At 36.8% G+C, this 19,264-nt stretch carries 17 protein-coding genes and 1 riboswitch; all 17 genes read right to left on the bottom strand.

From position 1 onward, the window contains the following. Positions 1-23: 23 nt before the first annotated feature. The 17 genes from cobT to mutL all read right to left on the bottom strand — a co-directional run bounded on the left by cobT (position 24) and on the right by mutL (position 19,253). The gene (gene cobT / locus MKY76_RS05980) at positions 24-1,079 is read right to left on the bottom strand and encodes a nicotinate-nucleotide--dimethylbenzimidazole phosphoribosyltransferase (protein ID WP_342557515.1); all 1,056 of its coding nucleotides are present in this window, start codon (positions 1,077-1,079) and stop codon (positions 24-26) included. A 91-nt stretch (positions 1,080-1,170) separates the two neighbouring features. Further along, positions 1,171-1,347, bottom strand: a riboswitch (cobalamin riboswitch). A 417-nt stretch (positions 1,348-1,764) separates the two neighbouring features. Then, positions 1,765-3,075 carry a response regulator gene (locus tag MKY76_RS05975; protein ID WP_112117535.1) on the bottom strand — a complete coding sequence of 437 codons (1,311 nt, stop codon included), beginning with the start codon at positions 3,073-3,075 and terminating at the stop codon, positions 1,765-1,767. Between the two features lie 26 nt (positions 3,076-3,101). Continuing rightward, positions 3,102-4,514, bottom strand: coding sequence for a histidine kinase (locus MKY76_RS05970; RefSeq protein WP_342557887.1), 1,413 nt, complete (start codon positions 4,512-4,514; stop codon positions 3,102-3,104). Then, positions 4,465-5,223 (bottom strand): SDR family oxidoreductase, encoded by a 759-nt coding sequence (locus tag MKY76_RS05965; RefSeq protein WP_181574654.1) that lies wholly within the window; start codon positions 5,221-5,223, stop codon positions 4,465-4,467. The genes MKY76_RS05970 and MKY76_RS05965 overlap by 50 nt, the downstream gene beginning before the upstream one ends. Before the next feature lie 21 nt (positions 5,224-5,244). Then, positions 5,245-5,991: a glucose 1-dehydrogenase gene (locus tag MKY76_RS05960; protein ID WP_257961771.1), complete on the bottom strand. Its 747-nt coding sequence runs from the start codon at positions 5,989-5,991 to the stop codon at positions 5,245-5,247. Between the two features lie 14 nt (positions 5,992-6,005). Then, positions 6,006-7,004, bottom strand: coding sequence for an ABC transporter permease (locus MKY76_RS05955; RefSeq protein ID WP_257961772.1), 999 nt, complete (start codon positions 7,002-7,004; stop codon positions 6,006-6,008). Beyond that, on the bottom strand, positions 7,001-8,527 hold the full coding sequence (locus tag MKY76_RS05950) for a sugar ABC transporter ATP-binding protein (protein ID WP_342557514.1): 1,527 nt from the start codon (positions 8,525-8,527) through the stop codon (positions 7,001-7,003). Before MKY76_RS05950 ends, MKY76_RS05955 begins: the two co-directional genes overlap by 4 nt. An 88-nt stretch (positions 8,528-8,615) precedes the next feature. Beyond that, positions 8,616-9,629 (bottom strand): sugar ABC transporter substrate-binding protein, encoded by a 1,014-nt coding sequence (locus tag MKY76_RS05945; RefSeq protein WP_112117529.1) that lies wholly within the window; start codon positions 9,627-9,629, stop codon positions 8,616-8,618. 11 nt (positions 9,630-9,640) lie between these two features. Then, entirely contained in the window at positions 9,641-10,501 is an 861-nt protein-coding gene (locus MKY76_RS05940) for a nitrilase-related carbon-nitrogen hydrolase (protein WP_257961774.1), read from the bottom strand. Between the two features lie 30 nt (positions 10,502-10,531). Next, positions 10,532-11,386, bottom strand: coding sequence for a polysaccharide deacetylase (locus MKY76_RS05935; protein WP_342557513.1), 855 nt, complete (start codon positions 11,384-11,386; stop codon positions 10,532-10,534). Positions 11,387-11,677: 291 nt separating this feature from the next. Then, on the bottom strand, positions 11,678-11,980 hold the full coding sequence (locus tag MKY76_RS05930; RefSeq protein ID WP_009371183.1) for a rhodanese-like domain-containing protein: 303 nt from the start codon (positions 11,978-11,980) through the stop codon (positions 11,678-11,680). 95 nt (positions 11,981-12,075) lie between these two features. Further along, a complete protein-coding gene (hfq, locus tag MKY76_RS05925) occupies positions 12,076-12,306 on the bottom strand; it encodes an RNA chaperone Hfq (protein ID WP_004225825.1) in 231 nt (76 codons plus the stop codon). Positions 12,307-12,403: 97 nt separating this feature from the next. Further along, positions 12,404-13,306 (bottom strand): tRNA (adenosine(37)-N6)-dimethylallyltransferase MiaA, encoded by a 903-nt coding sequence (miaA, locus tag MKY76_RS05920; protein WP_342557512.1) that lies wholly within the window; start codon positions 13,304-13,306, stop codon positions 12,404-12,406. After that, entirely contained in the window at positions 13,293-14,210 is a 918-nt protein-coding gene (locus MKY76_RS05915) for an alpha/beta fold hydrolase (RefSeq protein ID WP_016991959.1), read from the bottom strand. The genes miaA and MKY76_RS05915 overlap by 14 nt, the downstream gene beginning before the upstream one ends. A 3-nt stretch (positions 14,211-14,213) precedes the next feature. After that, a complete protein-coding gene (locus MKY76_RS05910) occupies positions 14,214-15,860 on the bottom strand; it encodes a glycerol-3-phosphate dehydrogenase/oxidase (RefSeq protein ID WP_112117525.1) in 1,647 nt (548 codons plus the stop codon). Between the two features lie 18 nt (positions 15,861-15,878). Beyond that, positions 15,879-17,372, bottom strand: coding sequence for a glycerol kinase GlpK (glpK, locus tag MKY76_RS05905; protein ID WP_342557511.1), 1,494 nt, complete (start codon positions 17,370-17,372; stop codon positions 15,879-15,881). Between the two features lie 18 nt (positions 17,373-17,390). Continuing rightward, positions 17,391-19,253: a DNA mismatch repair endonuclease MutL gene (gene mutL, locus MKY76_RS05900; RefSeq protein WP_315054958.1), complete on the bottom strand. Its 1,863-nt coding sequence runs from the start codon at positions 19,251-19,253 to the stop codon at positions 17,391-17,393. Positions 19,254-19,264: the final 11 nt, after the last annotated feature.

Below are 19,264 nucleotides of genomic sequence, written 5' to 3'. Positions count from 1 at the left end.
AGTCATTGGCTGTTTTATTGTTTTTATCTTTTTAACAACTGCATTGATTCTTCTAAAGTCGCCATGTTTTTCATCATCGAGCAAGCTGCATCTAAAATAGGAAAGGCTAAGGCTGCTCCAGAACCTTCGCCTAAACGCATATTCATGTACAACATTGGTTCAATGCCTAGTAAGGCAGCGGCAATTTTTGCCCCTGGTTCCTCTGAAGCATGGGAAGGAATGATATAATCGATTACTTTTGGTTCGAGCTTATAAGCAATGAGGGCCGCTATAGTTGAAATAAATCCATCAATGACAACGGGTTTACGATGGGCAGCAGCGCCAAGAATAATACCTGTCATCGCCCCTATCTCTAACCCTCCAACCTTAGCCAGAACATCAATAACATCATTTGGATTAGGCTTATTTAAGGTAATTGCTTTTTCAATAACTGCTGCTTTATAGGCAATGCCTCCTTGGCCTACTCCTGCACCAAACCCCGTTACTTCGATAGGGTTGCATCCCGTTAAAACAGCTAATATCGCAGCACTTGGTGTTGTATTGCCGATGCCCATTTCTCCAGTCCCAAGTACATCAGCACCTTTTATGATTTCCTCAGTGGCCACACGGATTCCTACTTCTATCGATTGAATGGCTTCTTGTTTGGCCATAGCTGGACCATGTACCATGTTATCTGTACCATATTTAATTTTATGAATAATGACACCTGCATCAAGTGGAATATCTTCTTTTACACCCACATCTACTGTGACCACCTTTGCATTGGTAATCCCCGCAATCGCACAAACGCCTGTACCCCCCTTAGGAAAATTTAATGTTTGAAAGACCGTAACATCTTGTGGATTCGTGGTTACACCTTCCTCGCAAACACCATGATCTGCAGCACAGACAATCATCACTTTTTTGTCGACCATCGGATATAATTGTCCTGTTATACCAGAGAGCTGTACGGCAAGTGATTCTAGTTTACCCAAGCTACCTGGGGGCTTACAAAGCGCATCAATCCGCTTTCTAGCTTGCTCCATACTTTTCATATCAGCCCCCTGAATGTTTTGAATCGTGTCTTGTAATAATTGCATGATTATTTCTCCTCTCGTTCTCATTAAGACAAAATAAAAAGTCTGTAGTTTATTGTCATGACAAATAAACTACAGACTTTTCCATCATCTATATCTTCTAAAGCATGTAGGTAGGTCTCCTGGCTCAAGTTCAACACCTCATAGTACCTTCCCAGCAATTTGCTAGTGGCATACACTATGAAATTCCCTTATACAGTGGCGGGTCCGCTAAAGCTTTTCACTTTATTCCCTATTCTCCCTAATGGGCACCTATTGCTTTTATGTAATTTCTTTTAATTTACTACAAAGCTTTCTTGCTATCAATACGAAACAATTAAAGTAAAGTATTTTTATTTGGAGCTATTTCACATAGTTCCTATAACTATTGAATAGAAACCAATATTGTTAGCGAGTCAATATAGTTTAAAATGAATACACTTTGCCCCTTCAAATGACTATTCTCAAAAAAAGATGAGCCTATACCGGGATGGCTAATGCCAAACATAAGTAAAAGAATAGATTTAACATCGATATACATGATTTAAAATTTACTAGTTACTAAAGTCTGAGAAATAACATTGTTAAAGAAAATTGCAGAATTTTTTTAACAAGCTCTTTTAACACACACAATTTGTCAACTCTCTTCTGGTTCCTACTTTCTACATGTTTAGCCTATAAAGAACGAATCTACAGTACATCATTCTTTCTATTTTTTTATGGATCGATATTTAGCAGGTGTCATACCAACATATTTTTTAAATACTTTACTAAAATATTCTTCATTGCTATAACCTACTAATAAAGCAATTTCATTATTTCTTTTATCACTATAATCTAATAGCTGCTTAGCTTTGTTAATTCTAAGTTCATTTAATAGGTGGATAAAATTTTTATCAATGCTTTTTTTTATTAATATACTTAAATTTGCTTGGCTTTTGTTAAAGATGTTTGATAAATAATTCAAATCTAGTTGCGGATCATCAAAATGCGTATAAATATAATCGACTATTTTTTTACCTAAATTATCCCTATTGCCATGTAAGTTAAGTATTTTATCGACGAGTGGCATGATATAGTTATTTACTATTTTTGATAAATTGGCTTCTTTAATCATTTGATGTTGGATACCAATTATTTTTTGAGCGCGATGATATGTTTCCAAGCAATTGAAATAGATACTATATTGTAATAAAAACATAATCATGATTTCTAACCTCTGCTGAAAATCAATATTTATATTTTGTAAAACCACAATAAATTCTTTTAATTTTAATTCATCTGTAAAGATTTGATTATCAAAAATGGATTTTCTTTTATTTAGCACAGTGCTATCAGTATTTAGATGCCTCTTTAGAAGCAACTCCAGCACAGCTTGATTTAAATCATGTAAGTCTTTTTTTGGAAGAACAATATGATTATGCTGACTATATGACAATACAAAATCGGTATTCATAATCTCAATATGTTCCCCAAAAATATTAAAGTAAAATAACTCATGAGCATGTGAAATTCCGATATTTTTTGTTTGATTTATACTAACCATAAAGTATTCAAATGAATAGATACTACAATCTGTCATTTGTTGATCAAAGGCCAATAGTAAATTTAATAATTGATTATATTTAATTGCATAATCTACTTGCTTTTTCATGCTCAATGCTTCCATCGTTTGTGATAGCTTTAGCTTTAGGTTTTTATAATCAATTGGCTTTAAAATGTAATCCTCAGCTCCAATTTGAATAGCACTTTGTAAATATTGAAAATCGTCATAGCCAGATAGAAAAATCACCTTAAATTGATGAAACTTTTTTAGCTCCTGAACAGCCTCTATTCCACTTATCCCGGGTAAATTAATATCCGATAAAACAATATCTGGAGCAATTTCTTTAGCTGCCAGCAGCATATCCTCCCCCGTTGTATAAGAATAAACACGTAAGGATTCTATAAAATTTCTGTTAATAAAAAAGCTTAAACCCTCTCTAATAAAGTTTTCATCTTCTACAATAAAAAGATTCATAGAGCTCACCTCACCGTTAGAAGATATTATTTCTTATATGGTAACAAAATTCTCGACACAAAGTATTGTTGCTCATTGACTAGCACCATTACACCATATGCTTCTCCATATTTTATCTTTAAACGCCTATTTACATTTTTTAAACCAATACTGCCTTCTTGATTTTCTTCATTCATTTTATCATTTAGCATCGCTATTCTAGCAGTATCCTTATATTCGCTCTTATTATAAGTTTCAATTATTACATAATTCTTTTTTCGATAAATTTTGATATTTATTGATAGAGCTTCTTTATGGTTGTAACTATGCTTAAAAATATTTTCTACAATTGGTTGGAGTGTAAATTTTAAAATAGCATTTTGTAATAAATTGTTTTCTTCTATTTGAATGTCAAATAGTAAATAAGAGATTCTTATTTTCATAATATTAATATATTCTTCAATAATCTCTAGCTCTTTTTCAATGGTTGTTTCATTTTCACTGTTGCCCGTATTATATCTAAAAAGCTTTGCAAGCCCAACGCTCAATGTAGAAATTTCCTCAACCTCATGAATCATGGCTAATTGATTAATATTATCTAAGGTATTGTAAAGAAAATGAGGATTAATTTGGCTTTGTAAATTATTCAATTGCGCTTCATAGTTTTCTCGAACATAGCCTTTTTCCTTTTCTACCATATAAGCAATGGTTTGGTTTAATTCATGACTGGCAATATCTAACTCATCATTAATCCAAACATGCTTTTTCTCTTTATCTTCAAAATGATAAATTGCTTTTCTATAAGAGGTAATACGTTCAATAAGCATTTGTAACGTTGTGCTTATTTTATTGGAATATAAAAAGGTGATGATGGTTAGCAGTAAGGTAGAAGCAATTGCAAAAGCCATTAAATCCTCCTTTTTATTATTTACCTCTTTAAAAATGGAGTCAGACGTAGCAATGACAACATAGTAACAATTATTAAAGGAATCAAATGAATACATTAGAATTCGTTCTACATTCAAATAATCAATTTTATAGTAATTGGTTTTCTGAGGCTCCAGTTTAAGAAAATACTCCTCATGCTCTGATATATGGGAATTTGTGCTGAATTTTATATCTTTTTGCTCTGTTAATAAAAGAAAATCAGAGTAGCTACCCCAAATAGAATTTAACACTTCATGATATACTTTTGTACTTGCTTGATTACTCTCAAAAGACGAATTAAAATAATGAATTTTTTTTAATACCTCTAGCCTTGTTTCTATTAAAAGTTTCTTTTGATATTCGCCAACATTATTTATATAAATTATGGTCATCATAAAATACGGTAAAATAAATACAACAAGGGTAAGAATAAGATATTTATATTTTAACGATAAATACATCATTCTCACCCTTTCAAGCTTCTTAGCAATGCTCCTCTTCCCAGATCGACTGGCCGCTTGAAACACCACCATCAATGACAATTTCACTACCCGTAATATAGGAAGCATCCTCGCTCCCTAGATAATAGACTAAGGATGCAATTTCCTCTGGACGTCCTAATCTTTTTAAAGGTACATATTTTACCTGATCCTGAGGTGTCTTATTTGATTTTTGTGCTGCATATTCAATCATCTGTGTTTGGATATATCCTGGATGAATGGAGTTTACTCTAATAAAAGGTGCAAATTCCATCGCTGCGTTTTTTGTAAGTGTTCGAATAGCACCTTTAGTAGCCCCGTATATTCCTAAACCTTTTGCTCCAAAAAAGGCTGCATTGGACGATGCATTAATAATCGAGCCATTTTCCTGTTTATACATAATAGGTGCAATATATTTTAATGCTAAAAAGCTACCCTTAACATTAATATCAAACATAGACTGATACTCTTTTTCTGTAGTTGTAGTAAGATCATTCATGACAAATATTCCAGCGTTATTAAACAATACATCAATTTCATAGCCTTTGTCATGTATATATCTTTGTAATGATTTCCATTTATTTTCATTTGTAACATCCAATTCTATAAAATCAACCTGAGCACCATAAATATCACTTAGCTTGCTACCTTCCGCTACATTAATATCACATGCAAGGATATGAAAACCCTCCTGGTAAAATTTATCGAGAGTAGCTCTGCCAATGCCAGCAGTAGCCCCTGTAATGAGAATACGCTTCGTCATAAATACCTCCATTAATAATTTTTATTTCGCAATCCAACCACCATCAATCACTAGCTCACTGCCTGTTACAAACTTCGCTTCATCAGTCGCTAAATATAAAACACCATAGGCTACATCTATAGGATTTCCAAGTAATGGCAAAGGCGTTACTTCTTTCATCCATTTCGCTTTTTCGTTATTCTCAAAAAGATCTCGTGTCATTTCCGTTTTAATCATGCCAGGATGCACAGAATTTACCCGTACATTATATTCTGCTAAATCCATTGCTGCTGCCTTTGTTAAGCTTCTGACAGCTCCCTTTGAGGCATGATAAGACACATAGCCCTTTTCGCCAATAATTCCATAGACCGAAGAGATATTAATAATACTTCCCGCTCGCTGCTTTATCATATGCTCAGCACATTTTCTAACACCCAAAAAAGTACCTGTCGCATTAATGGTCATAACCTTATTCCAGCCCTCTAAATCTTCCTGTATAATTGAGTTTCTTGAGGGAATGCCAGCATTATTTACTAAAATATCTATACGTCCAAACAATTGAATGGCCTTTTGGATAACGCTATCCCACTCTGCTTCAGAGGATACATCATGCTTATGCACAAAAAGATGATCATTTCTCGTGTACCGCTTCATCAAAAGGTCCAATGCCTCCCCGTTTATATCTGTGGCAACTACTTTCGCTCCCTCTTGTAAAAACAATTCAGTCTCTGCTAACCCTTGTCCATTTCCTGCACCTGTAATGATTGCTACCTTATTGTGTAAGCGCATTTTATTCATCCTCCCTATTTCTGAATCTTCGAACGACCATAAAAATCGATCATAACAGCGACAATAATAATGGCACCTTTAAAAATTGATTGCCAATACGTACTGATGGAAAGACTATCAAAAACATTTGAAATCATGATTAAAATACTTCCACCAATAAATGTTCGCCAAATTGCACCCTGCCCCCCTGAAAGGGAAGTGCCTCCAATAACGACGGCAGCTATTACATCCAAAACAATTGATTCTCCTATATTTGCCTGCCCCTGTGCAAGTCGAGAAGATAAAATGATACCGCTCATTGAGGCACATAGACCACAGATGATATAGGTGCTAATGATTAGGCGATTTGTCTTTAAACCTGCTAATCTACTAGCCTCACTGTTTCCTCCTACTGCATAGAGAGCCTTTCCATATAGCGTGTAAGAGAGAATTATCCCTAGCGTAATAAAAATAGCAGCTAGAATAATGACTGAAACGGGGATTGGTCCTAAATAATGCGAACCAAAAAACTTATAGGCTGGGTCTTTTACAAAAAATGGCTGTGCCTTTGAGTATACTAATGCAAAGCCAGTGAAAATAGAGCCTGTTCCTAGTGTGGCTACAAAGGGAGGAACTTTCAAATAAGTGATTAACACACCGTTTAACAAGCCTGCAATGAGACCAATGGATAGACCGACTATCACAGCTACAAAAATAGACGTGCTATCAACTAAGCTTGCAGCTACAACAGCCGTTGCAGCGTATAATCCCCCGATGGACATATCTAAGCCGCCAGTGATCATAACATAGGTCATTCCAGCAGCCATGATGCCAATAATGGCTAATTGACTTAGCATATTTAATACATTTGTAGGATTTAAAAACCCATTGTAAACAATCGATGAAATAATAATTAGCACTACAAATGCGAACACTACTCCATATCTAAATCCAAAATTCTTGATATTTCCAAAATTCAGAATTTTATTGCTATAAGAAGTCAAATTCTGCTCTTCAGATAGTTTGTTCATCATGTCTGGTGACTCCCTTCCAAAAACGTTGATTCAACGATTTTTTTAACACTAATATCTTTCCCCGTTAATTCATTAACAATTTCCCCTTTAGATATAACAAGTACACGATTGCTAACAGCAACTACCTCTTCTAGCTCTGAGGAAATAATAATGATACTCATACCTTGCATCGCTAACTCCTTTAATTTACGTAATACATCTAATTTAACGCCAACATCAATCCCTCTAGTAGGTTCATCAACTATTAAAACCTTTGGGTTAACACTTGTAACCTTTGACAGTAAAACCTTCTGTTGATTTCCACCCGATAAATTTTTAACAATGGAGTTAATTGGTCGTGTTAACTTAAACTCTCGAATATATTGTTGCGCAAGATTTTTAGATTTTTTAGTAGATAAAAAACCATAGGAACCAATACGTTTTAAATCAATTAGATGAATGTTTTCATGTACTTCAAAACCTAGATGAAGACCTGTTTTTTTCCGATCCTCTGGAGCTAATACAATTCCATATCCCATTGCTTGTCTTGGTGTAGAAGGAATTTTAAGAGACTCACCTTGTAATTTAAGCGTTCCCCTACAGCCTTCTCCTAGCCCATAGAGCGTGTGAGCAATTGCACTTCTGCCTGAGCCCACTAACCCACCCAATCCTAAAATTTCTCCCCGCTTTAATGTAAAGGAGATATTTTTTAAAAAGTGGAAGCTCTCCAAATTTTCAACCTCTAATACAATCTCCTCTGAAGGAATTTGATGAGGATACTCCTTCATTAAGATTTCTTTAAAATCGCTGTCAATTTCCTCACCAAGCATAGCATGAACAATTTTTTGCTTTGTCCAACCCTCTATGTCCCTATGCTCTGTAACTACACCATTCTTTAATACCGTAAATGAATCACAAATTTTCATAATTTCATCTAGATGATGGCTAACGTAAAGGATGGTGATTCCTCTTTTTTTCAATTCCATTAAAGCCTCTAATAAAGCCTCTCTCTCATTCTGTGCTAAAGAAGAAGTAGGCTCATCCAAAATTAATATTTTGGAATCTAAATTTAAACATCTCATAATTTCAAGAATTTGCTGATCAGCTACAGATAAATCAATGGCATAAGAATTTGGTGAAATATGGGTATTTAAAAGCTTGCTCAATTCATAAAATCGTTCTAACCGTTTTTTTCGATTAACCAAAATCGACTTGCCTTCCTTAAAGCCAAGAAATACATTATCTAAGGCAGTCATATTCGGTATGATGGTTAATTCCTGAAAAATTGTGGCAATGCCAGCCTCTCTCGAACTATAAGGATCACCATAATGCAATTCATTTTGCTCAATAAAAATGTTGCCTTCTGTAGGCTTAATTCTACCTGAAAGCATGCCAATAAGCGTTGATTTACCTGAGCCATTTTGCCCAATAAAAGCGTGACAATGACCCTTTGATATTGTGATGTTAATACTCTGATTAGCAAAAAATTCTCCATATTTTTTTGATAAATTAGTGATATTGATAATGGGTGTCGCCTTTATCATAAAATCACTCTCCTCCTGATAAAGCAAGCACACAAGGTGATTAAATAGAATCTGTGAACTTGCCCTATATTTTCACGATGGCTTACATCTAATATTCTGGTAACCCTTTTGTCTCAAAATCTCCGATATTATTTTTATTTACATAAGGTGTGCCTGGTAAGATTTCCTCTTGTGTTAAATCATAAAAGGATTGATAATCCTTTCCTTCAAAATGATTTTTAATCGCTTCCATTCCTCTTTGTACCTCTTCTTTTGGAAGCATAATAACGGTTTGTTCAATATCACCATTTCTAATTGCTTCAAAGGACCACTCGTCCCCGCCAAAATCATAAATTTTCACTTTTCCTTTTTTACCAGCAGCATTCACAGCCTCTACAACCCCTGCTGACATACCTGAATAGTTTGAAAAAATAACCTTCAAGTCAGGATGAGCCTGCAAAGCGTTTTGTGTTACTTGGAACGCTTGATTTGCAGTGTAATCAGTTGAATATGGGCCAATGATTTGCCACTTATCATTATCGGCTATCTCAAGCTCCATGCCTTTTATATTGTTTAAATAAGGGGTCCCAGTAGACGGTCCACCAATAATGGCAATTTTCCCACCACCTGGATTGTTTGCAACAATATCCTTATAAATATCTTGATAAACATTTACACCTTGTCCACCGACAAACGTAAGGGTTCCCTCAGCAGCATCATCAACAGCTCCGCACAATTCAATATTGATAGCTGAAACGGCAATATTCGCAGGGAGAACTGAGCTTTGAACCAGATCACATAGCTGATTGCCATCCACTGCTTCAATTAAAAAGGCGTCAAATTTTTTTTGTGCTACAGCATTTTGGAGCTGGTTAAGCTGGTTAAGTGGATCAAAGCCGCCATCAAATATTTCAATTTTCCACCCGTATTCCTTTGCCACCTTTTCAGCCTCTTTAATGCCTGTTTGTAAATAATTATTACTAGCTCCTGCTGAGAAAAAGGCAATTGTTTTCTGATCGTCAGAGGATTGCTTGTCCTCTGAGCTGCCTGAATCATCCGTACTACTACATGCCACCAACATGATCATAACTACGAATAAACACACTGTTAACCATTTCTTCATAAAAACACCTCTTACTTATTATATTTTTGATATATATCATTTCTCCGTTTTCTATCATGATAAGTAGTAGCAACACCATTTTTTCGTTTGTCATATAACGTATCTATTTCTAGTATAGAAGTAATAACCTCAAAATCGCTTGTCGTACATTCTTCCATTATCCCGTTAGGTGTCCATGGTAGCTCACAAGGGGATAAATTCGAAGAATATCCAAATCCTGTTTCTATAACCCCATCCACCTCCCCAATAATAGGGGAATGAATAACGTATAACTGATTTTCAACACATCTTGCTTCAGCACAATGACGAACACGCCAAAAACCATGCTTAGTAAATGTATAGGAAGGGCAGAAAATGATGTCCGCTCCTTGTCTACTATAAATTGTCGCTATTTCAGGTATTTCAATTTCATAGCAAATAGCTACCCCAATTCTTACTGGTCCAATATCAAATGTTTCAAGTGTATCGCCTTCTTTTGTATCCCAACTCGATTCTGCTGGGAAAATATGCGTTTTTCTATGCTTAGCATAATTCCCTTTTCCATCAAAAATATAAGCTGTATTATAAATATATGATCCTTCCTGCTCAAGCGTGGAGCCAGCAATAATAATTTGATTTCTAGCTTTAGATAATGTGTTAAACAGCTCAATATACTCATTTAAAAAATTAGCAAGCTTACGATTATCTTGACTTGTAAATGTGTGATAATCGTCATAAGTTGTTAATAGACCAATTGTTACGAGTTCAGGGAATAAAACATAATCACTTTCTAAAGGAATATCTTTAAAAATTCGTTGGACCGTATTGGCAAAATCCTCAAAAGATAAATAGCTTTCAAATTTAAATTGAACATTCGAAACCTTTACTTGCATGGATTTATTTCCTCCTTTTTGTCTGATCATTTAATTTGCACTTTCCTCGTATGCCGAGCAAATATTTGCAAGTGTTGTAAACCAAGCTCCATTCTCTTCCATGTATCGAATTAGCTTTTCTAGCATCTGTATATTATGTGCTCGTCCTATTGTTTGAGGATGAACGGTTAAAATATAACATGCCCCCTCTACATGCTTGACTGCATAATCGAAAATAGATTGCCAACGCTCATATACTTCTGTGTTTGAACGAAGACCCTCTCCCCCGCCAATCACATATTCTTGAGTTGGAAAATCATCTAAATACCATGAAACAGGAATTTCAATAATATCACTTGGAGGACCAAACGTGTTGCCATTGTCAAAATCGACATTTACTTCTCTTGGACGATATGGATATAAATCATTCCCCATTAAACTACTATCATATTTAAAATTATATTTTTCTAATAGCTTTAATGTATTTGGGCTATAATCCCACGCTGGTGAACGATAGCCTACAGGTTCAACCCCGACTCGTTTTAAGGCCTCTAATCCCTTTAACATAATAACTTCCTCTTGCTCATAGCTCATATTGGTTGGATTTTCATGTGCATAGCCATGATGGCATATCTCATGTTCAGCTTTAATAATGTCTTTAACCGTCTCTGTGTGTGTATCTATCGTATGTCCTGGAATACAAAATGTTGTTTTAATATTATATTTCTCAAATAAATTCAATAATCTTGGCACACCTACCTCAGCTCCAAATTCCCCTCTTGCCAAATAGGCTGGAGATGTTTGACCAAACGTGCCATACCATACAGATGCTGCATCAAAATCTACACCAATGTTTACGGCAACTTTTTTTCCCTCAGGGATTCTCACTCTACCTGTACTTTGCATATCAATTCCTCCTTTGTTTAACTACAACAAAAATATACATAATTCTGATTATTTTTAAAAATGCAAAAATTTAAAAAGCAGTTATTTTTTAAATAAAACAAAAAATAGCTGCTTTTTTGCATCAATCTTCTAATTGGTGATTCTTATGTATTTTCTTATGGAATTTTATAATGACTAGTATGATTATTCCCTGTCTTTTCCGACTGCAACGCTTTTGCAATACGGTAGAATATTGTTACTTGATATACTAAAAAAGCCCTCGCATACTAACACGAAGGCTTAAAAATCTAGCTATTTAAATTCTAATTCTCCATCATAAGCCAGCATGCCGCCTTCAAGGTTTGTTACATCAAATCCTTGTGCCTCTAAGTAAGCACATGCATTGGCAGAACGAGCTCCAGCCTTACATACAATAATATATGGCTTTTCTACATCTAATTCCTCTAAACGTTCAGGGATAGTTCCGAGTGCAATATGTTGAGCACCTGGGATCATGCCATGGGCTACTTCATCCTCTTCACGTACATCGATAATATATAGGTCCTCATTTGCATCTAACAGATCTAATAATTGTGTTGTTTCCATTGTTTTCATAAACTTTGTCCTCCAAAATATCAAATTCCACTATCATTATAGCTTGTAGCAAAAAAAACAGCCAGTGTGAGAACACTAACTGTTTAACAAACTTATTATACTTCTGTCTCTAAAAACTCTATTTGTTTTGCTGGTACGAATGTAGAAATGGCATGCTTGTAGATTAGGTGCTGCTTATTTTCAGCATCAAGTAGTAATACTGTAAAATTATCATATGATTTCACAGTCCCTTTTAACTGAAATCCGTTTAACAGAAATACAGTTACAAAAACACTGTTTTTACGTAGTTGGTTCAAGAACGTATCTTGCAAATTGATTGATTTCATCAAATAGCCTCCCTACTAACTTTCTACCTCTTCATTCCTATAGTAGCACGTTCTACCAATTTATCAATTAGTAATTTTTAGAAATTTTTCTTTATTATTATAATCGATCATCCGGCGTAATAAAATGGACATCCATTTTATTACGGAAATAAGTAAGCTGTCTTTTTGCATAGCGACGGGAATTTTGTTTTAAGCTATCAAGGGCTTCCTCTAGGGTACATTTGCCATCTAAATAATCATATAATTCTTTATACCCGATGGCTTGTATAGACTGTACTCCACGGATATTTTGCTGCCATAATCCCTTCACCTCTTGCAGAAGACCATTTTCCACCATTAAATCAACACGACGATTAATACGGTCATATAGCACGTCACGGGACATGTTTTGACCTAGACCTAAAATAACATGGTCGTAAAGGGGTACTTCCCCTCGATTTTGCGCTTCAGCTGCTTTTGATACACCGCTTAATTCCAGCATTTCTAATGCACGAATAACACGACGTGTATTGTTTGGATGGATTGTCTGCGCTGTTTGAGGGTCTAGTTGTTTTAGTTTGTCATGCATTGCCTCAGGGCCAAGCTTTGCTAATTCCTCATAGTAGGCTTTTCGTGCTTCTTCATCTACTTTTTCATCAGTAAATTGGAAATCATAGAGGACAGCTTGTACATATAAGCCAGAGCCTCCTACTATTATAGGTAATTTTTGACGAGCTTGTATTTCCGCGATCTTCGCACGTACTAATTTTTGATAATCTGCTACCGAAAAAGATTCTGTAGGCTCTAAAAAGCTAAGTAAATGATGAGGAACGCCCTGCATCTCTTCTTCGGTAATTTTAGCTGTCCCAATATCGAGCCCTTTATAAACTTGCATGGAATCACCATTAATGACTTCACCGTTATATTTTTTTGCCAGTTCAATGCTTAATGCCGTTTTACCTGAGGCAGTCGGTCCCACTATTGCTACGACCTCTGCATGCTGCAATTTAGTTTCTATCATATTTTTCTAACCACCGTAATAAAACTTGAAAGACCGCTTCTTGATTGTCTTCATTTAAAATTTCATGTCGTTTATCCTCGAATAAATAAACCGTTACATCCTCTACACCCACCGCTGCTAACTGTTCAGCAACTTTGTAAACGCCTAGCCCCTGTTCACCAACCGGATCTTTACTGCCACTAATCAAGAGAATAGGGAGGTCTTTTCTTACTTTTGCTAATTCTCTTTTACGATTTAGTGTGGCAAAGCCAGTTGTCAAATCCACGAAAAATTGATTCGTTGGAATAAAGCCACAATAGGGATCATCGATATACTTTTCCACCTCTTGTTGTACTGAACATAACCAATCATAGGCAGTCTTCGGATTAGGAAATTGCTTATTAAAGCTACCAAAGCTCAATTGATTTAACAGCTTACTTTCAGTTTCTTTTCCTAGTCCCTTTGCTAAAGCCTTGGCTACTAGATTTCCTACAGCATGCAAGGCTGTCACATTTCCAGTGCCACAGAGAATAACATTATCTACTTGCTCTCCGTATAATTGAATATAGCGTCTAGTAATGAAAGAACCCATACTATGGCCAAAGAGAATTAATGGTACATTAGCGTATGGTACGTGAAGTTGTGTAATCACTTCATGAGCATCTTTTACAACACGCTCAAAGCCGTTTTCTTCAGCAAAAAAGCCCAATGTCCCATTATATGCTGCCGTTTCACCATGCCCACGGTGATCGTGCATCGTCACAACATAGCCTGCTGCGTTGAGTGTTTTCGCAAATGTTAAATAGCGACCGCTGTGCTCTGCCATGCCATGCAAAATGTGAATATGTCCAATACATGGCGTTGAAGGCTCCAATGTTCGCGTGAAGACAAATTGTTCATCCGACATTTGAATATAACGCTCCATCCCTTACTCCCCTTCTTTCACAAAATTTGTTGCATCGTTAATGGCTTGTTCTAATTCAGCAATATATCTATTTTTTTGCTCCTCTGTATAATTTAAGCGTTGTTGCATCACCTGAATCACTTGCTGTTTATAAAGTTTTACTGCTTCAATATCGAAGTATAATAAACCAGTCCGACGGATAAAGAAGTCGCTTGGTGTATAGACCATTTCGGCTTCAATGCCATACAGTAGCATCGCATGTAAGGCAAGAGGCATTGTACTACCATGTTCATGTAAAAATTTCACCCGATCAAATAAGGCATCTACATTCGTGCCATACTTTTGTACGAGATGCTTGGCTTCATCATAATTTAAGCCATATTGTACGCCTTCACGAGCTTTATAGGCAATATAGTCAGGGAAATTAATAGCGTTAATTCCCTTTGCACCAGAAAGTGCTAGCTCACGTGTTAAACAGGCACTTGCATGCTTGTAGCGACGGGACTTCACAATTTTATCCACTATCGTTTCAGCCATTTGGCGATAGCCCGTAAGCTTGCCACCCGCAATCGTCATTAAACCACTTGGCGCTGTCCAAATTTCATCTTTCCTTGAAATTTCTGATGGATCCTTACCTTTTTCATAAATCAGAGGTCGGACGCCTGCCCAAGAGGATTCAATTGTGTCTCTTGTGATAGTAGCAGTTGGAAAGACCTTTTTAGCAGCCTCAATTAGATAATCCACATCTTGCTGTGTTGCCACTGGATGTACAGGATTACCTTCATAGACAGTATCCGTAGTCCCTACATAGGTTTTGCCATCTCGTGGAATGGCAAAGGCCATACGACCATCAGCAATATCAAAATAAACAGCTTGCTTTAGCGGGAAATCCTTTTGTTTGAGGACAATATGAACGCCCTTTGTTAGACGTAATTGCTTGTTATCTGCTACTTTATCTTTTTGTCGTACGTCATCAACCCAAGGACCCGTTGCATTCACAATTTGGGCGGCATGGACATTGAGCATTTTCCCCGTCACATGATCCCTCACTTTAATGCCAACAAGCTTTTTCTTTTCATAAATAAATTCCGTCATTTCAGCATAGTTGAGGCAAAGCGCTCCATATTCTACAGCCTTTTTTAATACTTCAATTGTTAGACGGGCATCATCTGTACGGTATTCTACATAATAGCCACCGCCGACTAAGCCATCTTGATTGAGTAAAGGCTCTAATGCCAGGGTTTCCTGAGCATTTAACATCGTTCTACGTTCATGTTTTTTGACGCCCGCCAAGCGGTCATAGACCTTTAATGCCATAGATGTTGTGAAGGGACCGAGTGAACCCTTTTTATATAAAGGTAATAGCATTTTTTCAGGCGTTGTGACATGTACAGCATTATCATAAACAATTTCACGCTCTCGCCCTACCTCGGCTACAACTCCTACATCAAATTGCTTTAAATAACGTAGACCACCGTGAATCAATTTGGTTGAACGGCTCGACGTACCAGCTGAAAAATCCTGCATATCAATTAATGCGACAGAAAGGCCTCTTGATGCGGCATCTAATGCAATTCCTGCACCTGTTATACCACCACCAATGACTAATACGTCAAAGCTATAGTGCTCTAGATAATATAAAATTTTTGGTCGCTGCTCAAATGAAAACATACCTTTCTCCCCCAATAGCTATGATTTAAAAATTCGTGTTGCCTCTACAGCCTTCTGCCATCCTGTATACAGAGCTGTGGCTTGTTCTTCATCCATGTGAGGTTGATAGGTTTCCCCACTCACCCATAATGCAGATAAAGCCTCTTGGTTTGGCCAGAAGCTTGTCGCCAGCCCCGCTAAATAGGCTGCACCGAGTGCTGTTGACTCATTCAGTTTTGCTAGCTCTACTTGTAGCTGTAAAACATCACTTTGGAACTGCATTAAAAATTGATTTTTGACAGCTCCACCATCTACACGGAGTACTTCAATCGGAGTACCTGCTGCTTCTTCCATTGCATCTAGTACATCTTTCGTTTGATAGGCTAATGATTCTAGTGTTGCTCGAATAAAATGTTCTTTTGATGTTCCACGTGTTAACCCAAAAATGGCGCCACGTGCATCTGTATCCCAGTAAGGTGTACCGAGTCCAACAAAGGCAGGGACAACATAAACCCCATCGGTATGATCTACTTTTCTAGCATAGGATTCAGAATCCTCTGCTGTACGAATCATCCTAAGTCCATCGCGTAGCCATTGAATAGCTGATCCTGCTACAAATACACTACCTTCCAATGCATAGGTCACTGTCCCATCAATTCCCCACGCAATGGTTGTCAATAAACCATTTTCCGATGTCACTGCCTGCTCTCCTGTATTTAATAGCATAAAGCAGCCAGTGCCATACGTGTTTTTAGCCATTCCTTTGGTAAAACAAGTTTGTCCAAAAAGTGCGGCTTGCTGATCACCCGCAATTCCAGCTATCGGAATTTTTTCTCCAAAAAATATACTTGGAGCCGTTTCTGTATATATTTCTGATGAATTTCTCACTTCTGGAAGCATGGACATTGGGATAGCTAAAAGCTCACAAAGTTCCTCATCCCACTTCAATTCATGAATATTGTAGAGCATTGTTCGAGCTGCATTTGAGTAATCGGTCACATGAGCCTTTCCCTTTGATAATCGCCAAACAAGCCATGTATCAATCGTCCCAAATAATAAATCCCCATTGTCTGCCTTTTCACGAGCGCCTTCAACATTATCTAAGATCCATTTAATTTTTGTCGCTGAAAAATAAGCATCTAAGCGAAGCCCTGTCTTTTGCTGAAATTGTTCTTCCTGTCCTTGTTCTTTTAAGGTATTCACAATGTCCTGTGTTTGGCGTGATTGCCAGACAATCGCATTGTAAATCGGCTGACCTGTGTGTTTATCCCACACCACTGTTGTTTCGCGCTGATTGGTAATGCCGATCGCATGAACCTCACTTGCTTCATGGCCACTTTCGGTTAATACCGCCGCAATAACGGACAAGATAGAACCCCATATTTCATTGGCATTATGCTCTACCCAGCCAGCCTTTGGAAAAATTTGTTGAAATTCTTTTTGTGCTACATGAACAATTTGACCTTTTTTATCAAATAAAATGGCTCTTGAACTTGTCGTTCCTTGATCAATCGCTAAAATAAATTCACCCATCCATTTTCCCCCTCTCCCTTACATAACCCGTTTAAACATTTTTTCCACTTCATATGATGTAAAGTGAATAAGCACTGGACGTCCGTGTGGGCATGTAAATGGATTATCTGCATTGCGTAAATCTCGTAGCAATGTTTCCATTTGCTCTTTTGTTAAATAATGATTGGCTTTGATTGACTTTTTACAGCTCATCATAATTGCGGCTGCCTCACGTAGTTTTTTGATATCAGCCTTTTTAGTTGTCAACACCTGTTCAATTAAATCCTCAATGATTTCCTGTTCCTCCCCTTGTGGGAACCAACTCGGATGCTCACGTACAACAAAAGATGACTGTCCAAATTCCTCTAAAAATACGCCTACAGCTTCTAATTCATGCCTGTGTTCTCGTAAGATCAGTGCTTCATCTGCTGCATAATGGAATGTTAGTGGTAACAATAATGCCTGACGTTCATGAGGATTAACTTGACCGACTTTTTCACGGAAGAATTCGTATTTAATACGTTCCTGAGCAGCATGCTGATCAATTAAATAAAAACCATCCTCCATTTGTGCGACAATGTATGTGCCATGGATTTGTCCCACTACTTCGAGTTCAGGAAAGGGTTCCTTCGTAGGCGTCTCTTCCAATATTTCCGACTGTGCAGCTATTGTTACTTCATCAATTGTTTCAGCCTCTATTTGTGGTGTAGGCTGCCAACTTTCCTCTCGAACCGTAGAAATTAGCTTAGGCTCATCTATCTGTTCAAGATTGTTTTCTTGAATGGTTTGGGCATCATATAATTTTTCTACGATGGCATTCATTTTCTCTACATCAATCTTCGGAGCAGGCTTCCAAATGTTTAATTGCTCAGTAGCTGGTTTAACTATTTTTTCTTTCTTTTCCATTTGTGGGACTCGAATAATGTTGCGTATTGTTTCACGAATGGTTTCCTCTATTAACTTCAAAAGCTCAGCCTCTTTACTTAAACGAATTTGATGTTTTGCAGGATGCACATTCACGTCTGTTAAGTAAGGATCACCCTCTATATATAGAACAACTATTGGGAAGCGCTCGATAGGTAAATACGTATGGTAAGCATCCACAATGGCCTTTTGTACTAAATAATGCTTGACCCAACGACCATTAACAAATAGAGTCATATAATTTTTAGAAGCACGTGTTACCTCTGGTAAGGATACAAAGCCAGAAATTCGATAATCATGTGACTCGCCTTGGAATGACACCATTTTCTTGGCATTATGTATTCCATAAATAGCTGCAAGCACTTGTTGTACATCTCCTCGGCCATTTGTTTGCAGTAGTTGTTGACCATTATGCAATAATCTAAATGCTATTTGTGGGTTACCAAGTGCGAGGCGATTCATCAGGTCTATTGTATGCCCGAGTTCGGTTTGAATGGTTTTCATATATTTTAAACGGGCAGGTGTATTAAAGAATAGCTGGGAGACTGTTAAATCAGTCCCTTTACGTAACGGACCAGGTTTATGAGTGAGGATATGTCCACCTTCAAGTTCTAAATGTGTTCCAGATTCACCATTTGATGTAATCAATGTCATTTTAGAAACAGAGGCTATGGATGCTAAAGCCTCACCACGGAAGCCAAGTGTTCGAATACGAAATAAATCATGTTCCTGATGAATTTTACTAGTAGCATGACGAGAGAATGACATTAGAGCATCCTCTTCATCCATACCGCTACCATTATCTATTACTTGAATAGAAGTGAGACCTGCTTCTAGTAAAAAAACATCAATGGACGTACTCCCAGCATCAATAGCATTTTCCACTAGCTCTTTGACAACAGAGGCTGGCCTTTCTACTACCTCTCCTGCTGCGATTTTATTGGATAGCCATTCGTCCATAATTTGTATGTTTCCCACTAACGTATCAC

The organism is Lysinibacillus sp. FSL P4-0201, assembly GCF_038593425.1.
GTDB lineage: Bacteria > Bacillota > Bacilli > Bacillales_A > Planococcaceae > Lysinibacillus > Lysinibacillus capsici.
Note: the sequence above shows the minus strand (reverse complement) of the source record. Positions and strands in the feature narration are given on the sequence as shown.